This is a genomic window from Pseudomonas sp. LPB4.O (assembly GCF_038383825.1).
In the GTDB taxonomy this organism is placed as follows: Bacteria; Pseudomonadota; Gammaproteobacteria; order Pseudomonadales; family Pseudomonadaceae; genus Aquipseudomonas; species Aquipseudomonas putida.
In genome coordinates this window covers 4,966,243-4,979,765 of record NZ_CP151298.1, presented here as the reverse complement: position 1 = coordinate 4,979,765, position 13,523 = coordinate 4,966,243, and the positions used below count along the sequence as shown (strand labels likewise).

The window sequence follows — 13,523 nt, the reverse complement described above, 5'->3', positions numbered from 1 at the left end:
CATCGGCGCTGTCCAGCAGACAGCGCCGAATGCATTTCTGACATAGGCTGTGTTCTCAGGGATCGGGAGATTCGTCGCATACGGCGGCGGGCCACAGCCAAACAGTCTTTCAGGATGTTGATTTGAACAACGCGTTGAACAACAAACGGGTGGTTGCATGAGTGCTTCCCTTGCCCATCTGGAGCGAAAGCTCGGTTATACCTTCAAGAATCAGGACCAGATGCTTCTGGCGCTGACCCATCGCAGCTACGCCGGGCGCAATAACGAGCGCCTGGAGTTTCTCGGTGACGCCATTCTCAACTTCGTCGCCGGCGAAGCGCTGTTCGAGCGCTTCCCGCAGGCTCGCGAAGGCCAGCTGTCGCGCTTGCGCGCGCGCTTGGTCAAGGGCGAGACCCTGGCCCGCCTGGCCCGTGGTTTCGACCTGGGCGAATACCTGCGCCTGGGTTCGGGTGAGCTCAAAAGTGGCGGTTTCCGTCGTGAGTCGATCCTGGCCGACGCCCTGGAGGCACTGATCGGTGCCATCTACCTGGACGCCGACATGGACACGGCCCGGGAACGCGTCCTTGCCTGGCTGGCCGACGAGTTCGAAGGCCTGACCCTGGTCGACACCAACAAGGACCCGAAAACCCGCCTGCAAGAATTCCTGCAATCGCGCAGCTGTGAGCTGCCGCGTTACGAAGTAGTGGATATCCAGGGTGAACCGCACTGCCGTACTTTCTTCGTCGAATGCGAAGTCGTGCTGCTGAACAACAAAAGTCGTGGTCAGGGCGTTAGCCGGCGTATTGCCGAGCAAGTCGCTGCCGCGTCCGCACTGATCGCCCTGGGCGTGGAGAATGGCAATGACTGATAACAACCCGACGCGCTGCGGCTACGTGGCCATTGTCGGCCGCCCCAACGTGGGCAAGTCGACCTTGCTCAACCACATCCTGGGCCAGAAGCTGGCGATCACTTCGCGCAAGCCGCAGACCACCCGCCACAACATGCTCGGCATCAAGACCGAAGGTGATGTGCAGGCGATCTACGTCGACACCCCCGGTATGCACAAGGCCAACGACAAAGCCTTAAACCGCTACATGAACCGCAACGCCTCGGCGGCCCTGAAGGACGTCGACGTGGTGATCTTCGTGGTCGACCGCACCAAGTGGACCGACGAGGACCAACTGGTGCTGGAGCGTGTGCAGTACGTGACCGGCCCGCTGATCATCGCGGTCAACAAGACCGACCGCATGGAAGAGAAGGCCGAGCTGATCCCGCACCTGCAGTGGCTGCAGGAGCAACTGCCAAACGCCGAAGTCATGCCTATTTCTGCGCAGCAGGGGCACAACCTCGAAGCGCTGGAAGCACAGATCGCCAAGTATCTGCCCGAGAACGATCACTTCTTCCCGGAAGACCAGATCACCGACCGCAGCAGCCGCTTCCTGGCCGCCGAACTGGTGCGCGAGAAGATCATGCGCCAGTTGGGTGCCGAGCTTCCGTACCAGATCACCGTGGAAATTGAAGAATTCAAGCAGCAGGGCCATGTGCTGCATATTCACGCGCTGATCCTGGTCGAGCGCGACGGCCAGAAAAAAATCATCATTGGCGACAAGGGCGAGCGCATCAAGCGCATCGGCTCCGAGGCGCGCAAGGACATGGAAGTGCTGTTCGACTCCAAGGTCATGCTCAACCTGTGGGTCAAAGTGAAGGGCGGCTGGTCCGACGACGAGCGCGCCCTGCGCTCGCTGGGCTACGGCGACCTCTAAGGCTCAAGGCGGCCCTTGTGGGAGCGGCCTTGCGTCGCGAAAGGGCTGCGAAGCAGCCCCAGCCATTTTGGCGGCAATGCTGAAATCCGGGGGGCCGCGTTGCGGCCCTTTCGCGACACGAGGCCGCTCCCACAACCACGGGCTGGGTGAACGCTAATGGAACAACCTGTCGGCCAGCCAGCCTACGTGCTGCACAGCCGTGCCTACAAGGAAACCAGCGCGCTGGTGGACTTCCTCACGCCGCAGGGCCGCATGCGCGCTGTACTGCGGCGTGCGCGTGGCAAGGGCGGCAGCCTGGTGCGGCCGTTCGTGCCGCTTGAGGTGGAGCTGCGCGGGCGTGGCGAGCTGAAGAATGTCGGGCGGATGGACAGCGCCGGCATCGCCGCCTGGCTGCACGGCGATGCCCTGTTCAGCGGGTTGTACCTCAATGAACTGCTCATGCGCCTGCTGCCCGCCGAAGCGCCGTTCCCGGCCCTGTTCGAGCACTACGCCCTGACCTTGCAGGCCTTGGCCGCCGGGCGCCCGCTGGAGCCGCTGCTGCGTTCGTTCGAATGGCGGCTGCTGGACGAACTCGGTTATGCGTTCTCCTTGAATCATGACGTCAACGACCAACCCATCGCCGCAGACGGGCTGTACCGCTTGCGTGTGGATGCCGGCCTGGAGCGGGTCGAACTGGTGCAACCCGGCCTGTTTCGCGGCATCGAGCTGTTGGCCCTGGCCGACGCCGACTGGGGCACTCCAGGCGCTTTGCTCGCGGCCAAGCGCCTGATGCGCCAGGCACTGGCGGTTCACCTGGGCGCAAAACCGTTGGTCAGCCGGGAACTGTTTCGCAAGCGCTGATCACGACGTATGCTGTGGGGCTCAACCTTCAGGAGAGCCTTTCGTGACTCACAGCAACCGCATGCTTCTTGGCGTAAACATCGACCACGTGGCGACCCTGCGCCAAGCCCGGGGCACGCGTTACCCTGACCCTGTCAAGGCTGCCCTGGACGCCGAGGAAGCGGGCGCCGATGGCATCACCGTGCACCTGCGCGAAGACCGTCGGCACATCCAGGAACGCGACGTGGTGCTGCTCAAGGATGTGCTGCAGACGCGCATGAACTTCGAAATGGGCGTCACCGAAGAGATGATGGCCTTTGCCGAGAAGATCCGCCCGGCGCACATCTGCCTGGTGCCTGAAACCCGTCAGGAACTGACTACCGAAGGTGGCCTGGACGTGGCGGGGCAGGAGGCACGGGTCAAGGCGGCCGTGGAGCGCCTTGCCCGCACCGGTGCCGAAGTGTCGCTGTTCATCGATGCTGACGAGCGCCAGATCGAGGCCTCACGCCGGGTGGGTGCGCCGGCCATCGAGCTGCATACCGGGCGTTATGCCGACGCCGAAACCCCGACCGAAGTGGCCGAGGAGTTGCAGCGTATTGTTGATGGCGTGGCGTTTGGCGTGGGGCAGGGGCTGATCGTCAATGCTGGCCACGGGCTGCATTACCACAACGTCGAGGCGGTGGCGGCGATCAAGGGCATCAATGAGCTGAACATTGGCCACGCGCTGGTGGCGCATGCCTTGTTCGTAGGCTTCAAAGCCGCGGTGGCCGAGATGAAGGCACTGATCGTGGCGGCTTCGCGCTGATGTGATGGGTGCCTGTGGCGGCCTCTTCGCGGGCTTGCCCGCTCCCACAGGTACCTCACAAGTTTCAGCATTTGTGACGCTCCTGTGGGAGCGGGCGAGCCCGCGAAAGGGCCGGTGCTGGCAGCCAATTACTCTGCAGCAAACACCAAAGTGAAGCGGGTAGGCCCCAAGGGGCTGCTGTTCACTTCCACCCGCCCGCCATGCAGCTGCATGATCGACTTCACGATCGCCAACCCCAACCCGGTTCCGCCCTCCAGCCGCGAACGCCCCGGGCCCACCCGGTAAAACCGCTCGAACAGGCGCGACTGGTGTTCTGTAGCAATGCCGGGCCCCTGGTTCTCTACCGAAAGCCATACTTCGCTGCCTGAACGTTTAATCCGCAACTCGACTCGCTCACCCTCAGGGCTGTGGCGGATGGCATTGCTCAACAGGTTCGACAACGCCCGCTGAAACATCAGCCGATCCCCCAGCGCCGTTCCCCACCCCAGCACACGCAGCTCAACTGCTTTCCCCTCGGCACTGAAGGCAAACAGCTCGACAACTCGCGCTGCCTCGTCAGCCAAGGCCAAGGGTTTCAATGCAACCTGCGTTTGCGGCTGGCTGACCTGGGCAAGAAACAGCATGTCATTGATGATGCGGTTGAGCCGGGTCAGCTCCTCGATACTGTCTTCCAGCACTTCCCGGTAGTTGGCGTTGTCCCGCTCACGGGCCAGGGTCACTTGCGCCTTGCCCATCAGGTTGCTCAACGGGGTACGCAACTCATGGGCCAGATCGTCGGAGAACTGCGACAACTGGCTCACGCCCTGATCGAGGCGGTCGAGCATCACGTTGATGCTGCCGGCCAGTTGCGCCAGTTCTTGCGGCAGGCCGGTCGCCGGCAGGCGATGTTGCAGGTCCTGGGCCGACACTTGCCCGGCAATGCGCCGGAAGCGCCGCAGCGGTTTCAGGCCGCGCTGCATCAGCCACCAGGCGCCAGCACCGATCAATAGCAGCAGCAGTGGCAAGGCGAGCAAGGTCGAATGCAGGTAGGCCTGCAGCAGGGCGTTGTCGTCGGCGCGGTTGAGCGACATCATCACCTTCACCGGCGTGTTGTCGCGCAGGCGCATCAGCCGGGTCACGCTGAGGAACTGGTTGCCGCTGCTGTCGCGCCATGCGTGAAAGGCCAGGCGGGCATCGGTGTGCAACTCGCTCACCCGCGACTCCAGGGCCGGGCCGAGGCTGAGCAGGTGCGGGTGGCGGCCGTCCAGGGCCAGTACGCTGAGGCTGAGGTTGTCATGCCCCATTACCAGGTCGAGCAGCGGATGGGCGCGGGTGCCCAAGTCCTCGCTGCGCAGATCGACGCGCAGGTTGTGTTCAACCTGCAGCATCTTGCGCGCCAGGTCTTTGCGGGCGCGGCTGTCCAGTTCGTGATCCAGGGCGAACACGGCCAGGCAGGCCAGCAGCAGCACCAGTGCGGCGCCCATCAGTGTCACGCTCAGGCCCAGGCGCAGTGACAGGCTGGCGTTTTTCAAGCGCGCGCCTCCAGTACATAGCCTACGCCGCGCAGGGTATGGATCAGCTTGTTGTCGAACGGGTCGTCGATCTTCGCCCGCAGGCGACGGATCGAAACCTCGACCACGTTGGTGTCGCAGTCGAAATTCATGTCCCATACCAACGAGATGATCTGGGTGCGCGAAAGCACTTCACCACTTTGGCGCATCAGCAGGTGCAGCAGGGCGAACTCCTTGGCGGTCAGGTCAATGCGCTGCCCGCCGCGGTAGGCGCGGTGGCGGCCGGGGTCCAGTTCCAGGTCGGCGACGCGGAGGGTGCTGGGCTGCAGCTGCTGATCGTTACGGCGCAGCAGGCTGCGGATACGCGCCAGAAGTTCAGGGAATTCGAAGGGCTTGAGCAGGTAGTCATCGGCGCCCAGGTCCAGGCCTTTGACCCGGTCGGCCAGGCGACCATGGGCGGTCAGCATCATGATGCGCGTGGCCGATTCGGCACGCAGCCGCTGCAGCACGGTCCAGCCATCGGTTTCAGGCAGGTTGACGTCGAGGATGACCAGGTCGTAGGGCTGTTGGCGGGCCAGGTGCAGGCCGTCGGTGCCGGTGTGGGCGCAGTCGACCACGTAGCCGTTTTCGCGCAGGCCCTGTTGCAGGTAATCGGCGGTACGCAGTTCGTCCTCGATGATCAGTAGGCGCATGGGAGGCTCGATATGATGAAAGGGGGGGATTCTCGACCCTGTAGTGACATCAGGGTCAAGGAGCAGGATGTTACGGCATGCATATGGCACTGCGGCGCAGATAACGGATTTGTAATCCTGCTGTTATCTGGCTGTCTGTCAGGGCCCTTTCGCGGGTAAACCCCCTCCCACAGATCCTGTAGGAGCAGCCTTGTGCTGCGAAGAGGCCCCGACAGGCAACACAAGGCCACATTGCAGGACTGTAATCCCCGCCTCACCTTGCTGTTAGCCGCCCCTGGCTAGGATGGCCGCATCTGATCGGTTATCACGAGGCAAACACGATGAACCTGACCAAATACCTGCTGTTGGCCACCCTTGCCCTGGGCAGTGCCAGTGTTTATGCCGAGGGCGGCGCGGAGCGTTCGAAGCAGTTCTGGCAAGCCTTCCGCGAAGACCAGCAGCGCCTGCACGGCGACAAGCAACAGGCCGTTGCAGAACGTGAGCGCAAAGCGCAAGAGAAGGCCCGCGAGGTGGCCAAGGATTGAGGTAACAAACACCTGCGCCGCGACAGCTCCTCGGCGCAGGTGTATTCAGGCGCCCAACCGGGCGCCTTCTTTTATTTGCGCGCCAGCAGGGTGGCGCGGCGTGGGGCAGGCAGGCCTTCGATGGTCTTGCTGTGGTCGTTCGGGTCGAGGAAGTCGCCCAGCGACTGGTAGCGCATCCACTCGGTGCTGCGCTGCTCCTCGACGCTGGTCACGCTCACATCGACGCAACGCACATCGCTGAAGCCGGCACGGCGCAACCAGCGCGCCAGGGCGGGTACCGACGGCAGGTACCAGACGTTGCGCATCTGCGCGTAGCGGTCCTCAGGGACTAGCACCTGGTTTTCATCGCCCTCGATCACCAAGGTTTCCAGAACCAGCTCGCCCCCTTTGACCAGGCAGTCCTTGAGCGCCAGCAGGTGCTCGATGGGGGAGCGGCGGTGATAGAACACGCCCATGGAAAACACGGTGTCGAAGCCTTCCAGATTGGCAGGCAGTTCTTCCAGGGCGAAGGGCAGGTGCCAGGCCGGCAGCTCCGGCAGGTACTGCTGTACGGCCTGGAACTGGCAGAAGAACAACCAGTTGGGGTCGACTCCGATCACCATCTCGGCGCCGGCACCGAGCATGCGCCACTGGTAGTAGCCGTTGCCACAGCCGACGTCGAGCACGCGTTTGCCCTTCAGGTCCAGGTGCGGGCCTACCCGCGACCATTTCCAGTCCGAATGCCATTCGGTGTCTACGTGCACGCCAAACAGATCGAACGGCCCTTTTCGCCACGGCGACAGGCCCATCAGTGCCTGACGCATCTGCGCGCGGGTAGCGTCGTCGCAGTCGCAGTCCAGGCGCAGCCCGTTGACCAGGTCGATTTCACTGGGTTTCAGGGCAGGCAGGGCGTCGAGCGCACCGCGCCAGCGGTCGAGGTCGCCGTGGCCTTTCTCCAGCTTGGCTTCCAGTTGCGCTTGCAGGCCTTGTGACCAGGAAGCCAGGGGCGTGCCCGCCAGGCGGCGGACGAGGGGGGAAAGATCAATCATGGCAGGGCTATCAACGAGGCGAAGTTAAGGCATTGGAACCAGGGCACCACTTTGGAGAAGCCGGCGGCGCGCAGGCGTTCTTGATGGGCTTCGAGCGTGTCGGGGCGCATCACGTTTTCGATGGCGCTGCGCTTCTGGGCGATTTCCAGTTCGCTGTAGCCATTGGCCCGCTTGAAATCCAGGTGCAGTTCATTGAGCAGGTCCTGCGCTTGCTCATCGGCGAAGCGAAGTTTCTCCGAAAGGATCAGCGCACCACCCGGTAGCAGTGCCTGGCGGATGCGCCCGAGCAGTTCCAGGCGCTGGTCGGGGGCGATGAACTGCAGGGTGAAGTTCATCGCCACTACCGAGGCGGGCTCGAAGGGCAGGGCGAGGATATCGGCTTCCAGCACATCCACCGGCAGCAACTCCTGGAACATCGAGTCCTGGGCGGTGAGGTACTGGCGGCAGCGCTCGACCATGGCCGCAGAATTGTCCACCGCGATCACCCGGCAGCCGTCGCTGCGCACGTGGCGGCGCAACGACTGCGTGACTGCACCCAGCGAGGCGCCCAGGTCGTACAGCGCGGTGTGCGGCTGGGCGAAGCGGGCGGCCAGCACGCCGAGGTTTTCGACGATGGTTGGGTAACCGGGCACCGAGCGCTTGATCATGTCCGGGAACACGCGCACCACGTCTTCGTTGAAAACGAAGTCGGGCACCTGCTCCAAAGGTTGGGAGAAAAGGCGGTCGGGTTGTTTGCTCACGGCGAATCCAGGCGGCTGGTGATAGGCAGGGGGCGCATTCTAGCCAAACCGCAGCCTGGATGCATGGTCGGCTGACCAGCGCTGTGCGTTCAATTGACCCGGATGGCGCAATCGAAGGTCTGCACCGGGCGTACTTCCGGAGCCCAGGGTTGCTGGTAGACCAGTACCAGCTGGCCGTCGCCGGTAGCTCGGGCCTGGAAGCGCCAGGTCGAAATACCCGAGCTGCCGACGATACCGGCGTCTTCCGGCGCGCTGTAAACCTCGGGGCCAAGGCTTTGCAGCACGTTGGGTGCCGGGTTCTGTACCAGCCAGCGGTAGCCGGTGGTTGGGTTGCTGGGCAGGGTGAGGGTCAGCATCTGACCGACCTGCAGGCGCTTTGGGCATTCACTTTCGGCGTCCAGTTCTACGGGCTGCGTGGGGTGTTGCGTGCAGGCAGAAAGCAGGGCGAAGCTCAGGGGAACGAGCAGACGAGGGGCGGTCATGTTGGCTCCGGGGGGCTGACGATGACCTGAGGATAACCGATGATCGACGAGTTTTGTGTTGCCAGTGCCGGCCACTTCGAAGCCAAAGCCGCGAAGTGGCCGGTGCAGGTTAGAACAGGACTTTGGCCACGTCGGCAAAGCGCTTGGCAAAATGCACTGTCAGGCCTTCGCGCAGGTAGTCCGGCAGTTCTTCAAAGTCGCCACGGTTAGGCTCCGGCAGGATCAGTTCGAAGATCTTCTGCCGGCGCGCCGCAATCACCTTCTCGCGCACCCCGCCAATCGGCAGCACCTGGCCGGTGAGCGTCAGCTCGCCCGTCATGGCCACGCCCTTCTTCGGTGCCTGGTCGCGGGCGAGCGACAACAGGGCACTTGCCATGGTGACCCCGGCACTCGGGCCGTCCTTGGGCGTGGCGCCTTCAGGAACGTGCAAGTGGATGAACGCTTCGTTGAAGAAGCCAGGGTCACCGCCAAACTGCTTGAGGTTGGAGCTGACGTAGCTGTAGGCAATTTCGGCCGACTCTTTCATCACGTCACCCAGTTTGCCGGTCAGTTTGAAGCCGCGGTTAAGGGTGTGGATGCGGGTTGCCTCGATCGGCAACGTGGCGCCGCCCATGCTGGTCCAGGCCAGGCCGGTGATCACGCCTTTGCCCGCCAGTACCTGCTCACTGCGGAACACCGGCATGCCGAGTGCGGCTTCCAGGTCCTTGGTGCCGATCTTCAGCTTGGCTTCGGGGGTTTCCAGCAGCTTGACCACGGCCTTGCGCACCAGCTTGCCCAGTTGCTTCTCCAACTGGCGCACGCCCGCCTCGCGGGCATAGCCTTCGATCACCAGGCGCAGGGCGCTGTCGCTGATGCTCAGGCTGGTCTTTGAAACACCCGCTTTTTCCAGTTGTTTTGGCCACAGGTGGCGCTTGGCAATGGCCAGTTTTTCCTCGGTGATGTAGCCGGACAGGCGGATCACTTCCATGCGGTCGAGCAACGGCCCGGGGATCGAGTCGAGGGTGTTGGCGGTGCACACGAACAGCACTTTGGACAGGTCCAGGCGCAAGTCGAGGTAGTGGTCGAGGAAGTCGACGTTCTGCTCCGGGTCGAGGGTTTCCAGCAAGGCGGAAGCCGGGTCGCCCTGGTAGCTCTGGCCCATCTTGTCGATCTCGTCGAGCATGATCACCGGGTTCATCACTTCGACGTCTTTCAGGGCCTGTACCAGCTTGCCAGGCTGGGCGCCGATGTAGGTGCGGCGGTGGCCCTTGATTTCGGCTTCGTCACGCATGCCGCCAACGCTGAAGCGATAGAACGGCCGGCCAAGCGACTCGGCGATGGACTTGCCGATGCTGGTCTTGCCCACCCCGGGCGGGCCCACCAGCAGCACGATCGAGCCACTGATTTCGCCTTTCCAGGCGCCCACGGCGAGGAATTCGATAATGCGTTCCTTGATGTCATCGAGGCCGGCATGATGCTGGTCGAGCACTTTGCGCGCATGCTTGAGGTCGAGCTTGTCCTTGCCGTACACGCCCCACGGCAGGGCGGTGGCCCATTCGAGGTAGTTGCGGGTGACGGCGTACTCGGGCGAACCGGTTTCGAGAATGGCCAGTTTGCCCATCTCTTCATCCAGGCGCTTGCGTGCCTGGGGCGGCAGGGTCTTGCCTTCCAGGCGCTGTTCGAACTGTTCAAGGTCGGCGCTGCGGTCGTCTTTGGTCAGGCCCAGCTCCTGCTGGATGACCTTGAGTTGCTCTTTGAGGAAGAACTCGCGCTGGTGTTCGCCGATCTGCCGGTTCACCTCGGCCGAGATCTCGTTCTGCAGGCGCGCGACTTCCACCTCTTTGCGCAGCATCGGCAGGACCTTTTCCATGCGCTTGAGCATGGGCACGCAGTCGAGTACTTCCTGCAACTGGTTGCCGGTGGCCGAAGTCAGCGCGGCAGCGAAGTCGGTGAGCGGTGAGGGGTCGTTGGGGCTGAAGCGGTTGAGGTAGTTCTTCAGCTCTTCGCTGTACAGCGGGTTGAGCGGCAGCAGTTCCTTGATCGCGTTGATCAGGGCCATGCCGTAGGCCTTGACCTCGTCAGTCGGCTCGGCGGGCTGGCGCGGGTATTCAACTTCGACCAGGTAGGGTGGGCGGTGGTGCTTGAGCCAGTTGCGGATGCGTACCCGGGTCAGGCCCTGGGCGACGAACTGCAGTTTGCCGTTTTCGCGGCTGGCATGGTGCACCTTGACCAGCGTGCCGTACTGCGGCAGGGCCGAGGTGTCGAAATGGCGGTGGTCCTCCGCCGGGGTGTCCATGAAGAACAGCGCCAGGCAGTGGTCCGGAGACTTGGCGACCAGGTCGAGGGTTTCGGCCCAAGGTTCTTCATTGACGATGACCGGCAGTACCTGGGCCGGGAAGAACGGTCGGTTGTGGATCGGGATCACGTAGACCTTGTCCGGCAGGTTCTGGCCGGGCAGGGCGAGGGCATGGCCGGGTTCGGCCGGAGTGGTGTGCTCGACTTCGCTGTCTTCGTCGGGGTGTTCCGGGAAATCCTGCTGGTTGCTCATGGGGCACCTGCGTGAATGGCTATGGTGCTTAGATGGGGCGCAGGGGAATGGGTTTCAATGGTAGATGAAGGCAGCAGCCCAGGGGTTTCATCTTTGCTTGCCTGCCCCGGCCTCATCGCCGGCAAGCCAGCTCCCACAGGTAACCCACTATTTCCAAGGGCTGTGGAATATCTGTGGGAGCTGCCTTGCCGGCGATGGGAATGAGCCCCGCAAGCAGGGCTCGATACTTAAGTCAGTAACTTACTCAGCCAATTTGTAAGCGATGATGTAATCGCCCATTTTGGTGCCCAGCGAGCCATGGCCGCCAGCAGTCACCAGCACATACTGCTTGCCATCCTTGCCGGTGTAGGTCATCGGCGTGGCCTGGCCACCCGCTGGCAGGCGAGCACTCCACAATTCCTTGCCGTTGTTCACGTCATAAGCACGCAGGTACTGGTCGAGGGTGCCGCTGAGGAAGCCGACGCCGCCTGCGGTAACGATCGAACCGCCCATGCTCGGCACGCCAACCGGCAGGCCGATCGGTACCGGGGTGCTGTCGCGGGTGGTGCCGTTCTTGTGCTTCCACACCACCTTGTTGGTGAACAGGTCGATGGCGGCGACATAGCCCCAGGCCGGGGCCTGGCACGGTACGCCCAGCGGCGACATGAACGGGTGCATGGTCACCGCGTACGGCGCGCCAGTATTGGGCTGCACGCCGCTGGTCTCGCTTTCGCGCTTGCTGCCTTCGGCGACCTGCTCGCGCGGCACCATCTTCGACACGAAGGCCATGTAGTTGGGCGAGGTGAACAGCAGTTGGCGCACCGGGTCGACCGACACGCTGCCCCAGTTGAAGACCCCCACGTTGCCCGGATAGATCAGCGAACCCTGCTCGGATGGCGGGGTGTACTGGCCTTCGTAGCGCAGTTCGCGGAACTGGATGCGGCACAGCATCTGGTCGAACGGCGTGGCGCCCCACATGGCCTGTTCGGTCAGCTCAGGGCCGAGCAGATTGAGGTCGGAGCGCGCCTGGGTCGGCGAGGTGTGGTCGCCCTTCACTGCGCCTTGCGGGGTGGGGATTTCGCGGATCGGCACGATCGGCGTACCGTCGCGGCGGTCGAGCACGTACAGGCTACCTTGCTTGGTCGGCACGATGATCGCAGGTTTCACGCCATCGTCAGTCTTCAGGTGGACCAGGGTCGGCTGGCTGCCGACGTCCATGTCCCACAGGTCGTGGTGGGTGAACTGGTAGTTCCAGCGGGCCTTGCCGGTGGCCAGGTCCAGGGCGACCACGCCGGCGCTGTACTTCTCGGCGCCCGGGGTACGGTCGGCGCCCCACTGGTCCGGGGTCTGGTTGCCCAGCGGCAGGTAGATCATGCCCAGGTCTTCGTCGACGCTGGCAATCGACCACATGTTGGCCGAGTTGCGGCTGTACATCTTGCCTGGGGCCAACGGCTTGGTGTCTTCCGGGTTGTTGCTGTCCCAGTTCCACACCAGGTGGCCGTCGTGCACATCGTAGGCGCGGATCACGCCCGACGGCTCGTTGGTCGACTCGTTGTCGGTGACATGGCCACCGATGATCACCAGGTCACGGGTGACAGCGGCAGGCGAGGTGGAGTAGTAGCCGCCGGCGGTGAATGGGCCGATGCCGGTGGTGAGGTCGATTACGCCCTGGTTGGCGAAACCTTCGCACACCTTGCCGTTGTCGGCGTTGATGGCAATCAGGCGGGCATCTGCGGTAGGCAGATACAGGCGGCGCGGGCAGGCCTGTGCCACGGCTTGGCCTGCGTCGGTAATTTTCGGCGCCGGGCTGCCGTCGCGGCTGACATAGCGGTTTTCGTCATAGTACGAAACGCCACGGCAAGTCATGTGGGCAAAGCCTTTGAAGGTGCCGGTCGGGCTCTTGACTTGCGGGTCGTAGCGCCAGATTTCCGCGCCGGTGTCCGGGTCCAGGGCCAGCAGGCGGCTGTGTGCGGTACAGGCGTAGAGCATGCCGTTGACCTTCAGCGGGGTGTTCTGGTTGGTCAGCTCCACCGGGTCGTTTTCGGTCGGCAGGTCACCGGTTTGAATGCGCCAGGCTTCTTCCAGGCGGTAGGCATTCTGCGGGGTGATCTGGCGCAGCGGCGAATAGCGGTCGCCATGCTCGGTGCGGCCGTAGGCCTGCCACTCGCCGTCAGGCATGGCCGGGGCGGCGCTGGCCATTTCGCTGCTTTCGCGGCCCAGTTCGCCGAACACTTCGCCGGGGTGGGTGAACTGGCTGCCCAGGGCACATGCGCCCGAAGCAACCACGGCAACGCCCAGCAGTGCAGTGTTGGCCTTGCTGGCCGGGCCGGTCAACGGGCGACGTGCCCACGGCAGCAACAGCACCACGCCGATGGCAAACCAGATGGCCAGGCGTGGCACCAGTTGCCACCAGTCCAAGCCCACTTCAAGCAGGGCCCACACGGTGCTGCCCAGCAGCACCAGGCCGTACAGGCCCAAGGCAATGCGGCGCTGGGCCAGCAGCAGGATGCCCGAAAGCGCAAAGCCGATACCGGCGATCAGGTAGTACAGCGATCCGCCCAGCTGGCTCAGCTTGATACCGCCGGCCAGCAGGGCCAGGCCCATCAGCAACAGCAGCGCGCCGATCAGGCGAGGTAGCCAGCGGCTTCCTTGGTTGGCACCTTCAGTGCTCATCGTAGGTTCTCCGTCAGGTCAA

The 13,523-nt window shown here is 63.6% G+C and carries 12 protein-coding genes; 5 read left to right on the top strand and 7 right to left on the bottom strand.

The genetic code is table 11. From position 1 onward, the window contains the following. Positions 1–157: 157 nt before the first annotated feature. From rnc to pdxJ, 4 genes are all read left to right on the top strand, one after another. Positions 158–847, top strand: coding sequence for a ribonuclease III (gene rnc, locus MRBLPB4O_RS22490; RefSeq protein WP_016488825.1), 690 nt, complete (start codon positions 158–160; stop codon positions 845–847). Further along, on the top strand, positions 840–1,742 hold the full coding sequence (gene era, locus MRBLPB4O_RS22485; protein ID WP_264360582.1) for a GTPase Era: 903 nt from the start codon (positions 840–842) through the stop codon (positions 1,740–1,742). Before rnc ends, era begins: the two co-directional genes overlap by 8 nt. Positions 1,743–1,898: 156 nt before the next feature. Continuing rightward, entirely contained in the window at positions 1,899–2,582 is a 684-nt protein-coding gene (gene recO / locus MRBLPB4O_RS22480; protein WP_341796643.1) for a DNA repair protein RecO, read from the top strand. 43 nt (positions 2,583–2,625) lie between these two features. Beyond that, positions 2,626–3,366 carry a pyridoxine 5'-phosphate synthase gene (gene pdxJ, locus MRBLPB4O_RS22475; protein WP_341796642.1) on the top strand — a complete coding sequence of 247 codons (741 nt, stop codon included), beginning with the start codon at positions 2,626–2,628 and terminating at the stop codon, positions 3,364–3,366. Positions 3,367–3,494: 128 nt separating this feature from the next. On the opposite strand, the gene MRBLPB4O_RS22470 is transcribed toward pdxJ, so the two are convergent. Both MRBLPB4O_RS22470 and MRBLPB4O_RS22465 read right to left on the bottom strand, forming a co-directional pair. Continuing rightward, complete coding sequence (locus tag MRBLPB4O_RS22470) at positions 3,495–4,877, bottom strand: heavy metal sensor histidine kinase (RefSeq protein ID WP_341796641.1); 1,383 nt, start codon at positions 4,875–4,877, stop codon at positions 3,495–3,497. Then, positions 4,874–5,548, bottom strand: a complete 675-nt coding sequence (locus MRBLPB4O_RS22465; protein WP_341796640.1) for a heavy metal response regulator transcription factor — start codon at positions 5,546–5,548, stop codon at positions 4,874–4,876. The genes MRBLPB4O_RS22470 and MRBLPB4O_RS22465 overlap by 4 nt, the downstream gene beginning before the upstream one ends. A gap of 320 nt (positions 5,549–5,868) precedes the next feature. On the opposite strand from MRBLPB4O_RS22465, the gene MRBLPB4O_RS22460 reads away from it, so the two are divergent. Further along, complete coding sequence (locus MRBLPB4O_RS22460) at positions 5,869–6,072, top strand: hypothetical protein (RefSeq protein ID WP_003252072.1); 204 nt, start codon at positions 5,869–5,871, stop codon at positions 6,070–6,072. 71 nt (positions 6,073–6,143) lie between these two features. Here the strand turns inward: MRBLPB4O_RS22460 and cmoB are convergent, their stop codons facing one another. The 5 genes from cmoB to MRBLPB4O_RS22435 form a co-directional block, all read right to left on the bottom strand. Beyond that, positions 6,144–7,100 (bottom strand): tRNA 5-methoxyuridine(34)/uridine 5-oxyacetic acid(34) synthase CmoB, encoded by a 957-nt coding sequence (gene cmoB, locus MRBLPB4O_RS22455; protein ID WP_049276343.1) that lies wholly within the window; start codon positions 7,098–7,100, stop codon positions 6,144–6,146. After that, positions 7,097–7,840 (bottom strand): carboxy-S-adenosyl-L-methionine synthase CmoA, encoded by a 744-nt coding sequence (cmoA, locus tag MRBLPB4O_RS22450; RefSeq protein WP_016498182.1) that lies wholly within the window; start codon positions 7,838–7,840, stop codon positions 7,097–7,099. Before cmoA ends, cmoB begins: the two co-directional genes overlap by 4 nt. An 89-nt stretch (positions 7,841–7,929) precedes the next feature. Further along, the gene (locus MRBLPB4O_RS22445) at positions 7,930–8,322 is read right to left on the bottom strand and encodes a protease inhibitor I42 family protein (RefSeq protein ID WP_016498183.1); all 393 of its coding nucleotides are present in this window, start codon (positions 8,320–8,322) and stop codon (positions 7,930–7,932) included. Between the two features lie 109 nt (positions 8,323–8,431). Further along, positions 8,432–10,849, bottom strand: coding sequence for an endopeptidase La (gene lon / locus MRBLPB4O_RS22440; protein ID WP_341796639.1), 2,418 nt, complete (start codon positions 10,847–10,849; stop codon positions 8,432–8,434). Positions 10,850–11,089: 240 nt separating this feature from the next. After that, on the bottom strand, positions 11,090–13,501 hold the full coding sequence (locus tag MRBLPB4O_RS22435) for a glucose/quinate/shikimate family membrane-bound PQQ-dependent dehydrogenase (protein WP_341796638.1): 2,412 nt from the start codon (positions 13,499–13,501) through the stop codon (positions 11,090–11,092). Positions 13,502–13,523: the final 22 nt, after the last annotated feature.

What these genes read in the sequence shown, in the direction of transcription:
- MRBLPB4O_RS22460 (WP_003252072.1), top strand. Translation starts at nt 5,869, where the DNA reads ATGAACCTGACCAAATACCTGCTGTTGGCCACCCTTGCCCTGGGCAGT.
- MRBLPB4O_RS22435 (WP_341796638.1), bottom strand. Translation starts at nt 13,501, where the DNA reads ATGAGCACTGAAGGTGCCAACCAAGGAAGCCGCTGGCTACCTCGCCTG.
- cmoB (WP_049276343.1), bottom strand. Translation starts at nt 7,100, where the DNA reads ATGATTGATCTTTCCCCCCTCGTCCGCCGCCTGGCGGGCACGCCCCTG.
- MRBLPB4O_RS22445 (WP_016498183.1), bottom strand. Translation starts at nt 8,322, where the DNA reads ATGACCGCCCCTCGTCTGCTCGTTCCCCTGAGCTTCGCCCTGCTTTCT.
- recO (WP_341796643.1), top strand. Translation starts at nt 1,899, where the DNA reads ATGGAACAACCTGTCGGCCAGCCAGCCTACGTGCTGCACAGCCGTGCC.
- MRBLPB4O_RS22465 (WP_341796640.1), bottom strand. Translation starts at nt 5,548, where the DNA reads ATGCGCCTACTGATCATCGAGGACGAACTGCGTACCGCCGATTACCTG.
- rnc (WP_016488825.1), top strand. Translation starts at nt 158, where the DNA reads ATGAGTGCTTCCCTTGCCCATCTGGAGCGAAAGCTCGGTTATACCTTC.
- lon (WP_341796639.1), bottom strand. Translation starts at nt 10,849, where the DNA reads ATGAGCAACCAGCAGGATTTCCCGGAACACCCCGACGAAGACAGCGAA.
- era (WP_264360582.1), top strand. Translation starts at nt 840, where the DNA reads ATGACTGATAACAACCCGACGCGCTGCGGCTACGTGGCCATTGTCGGC.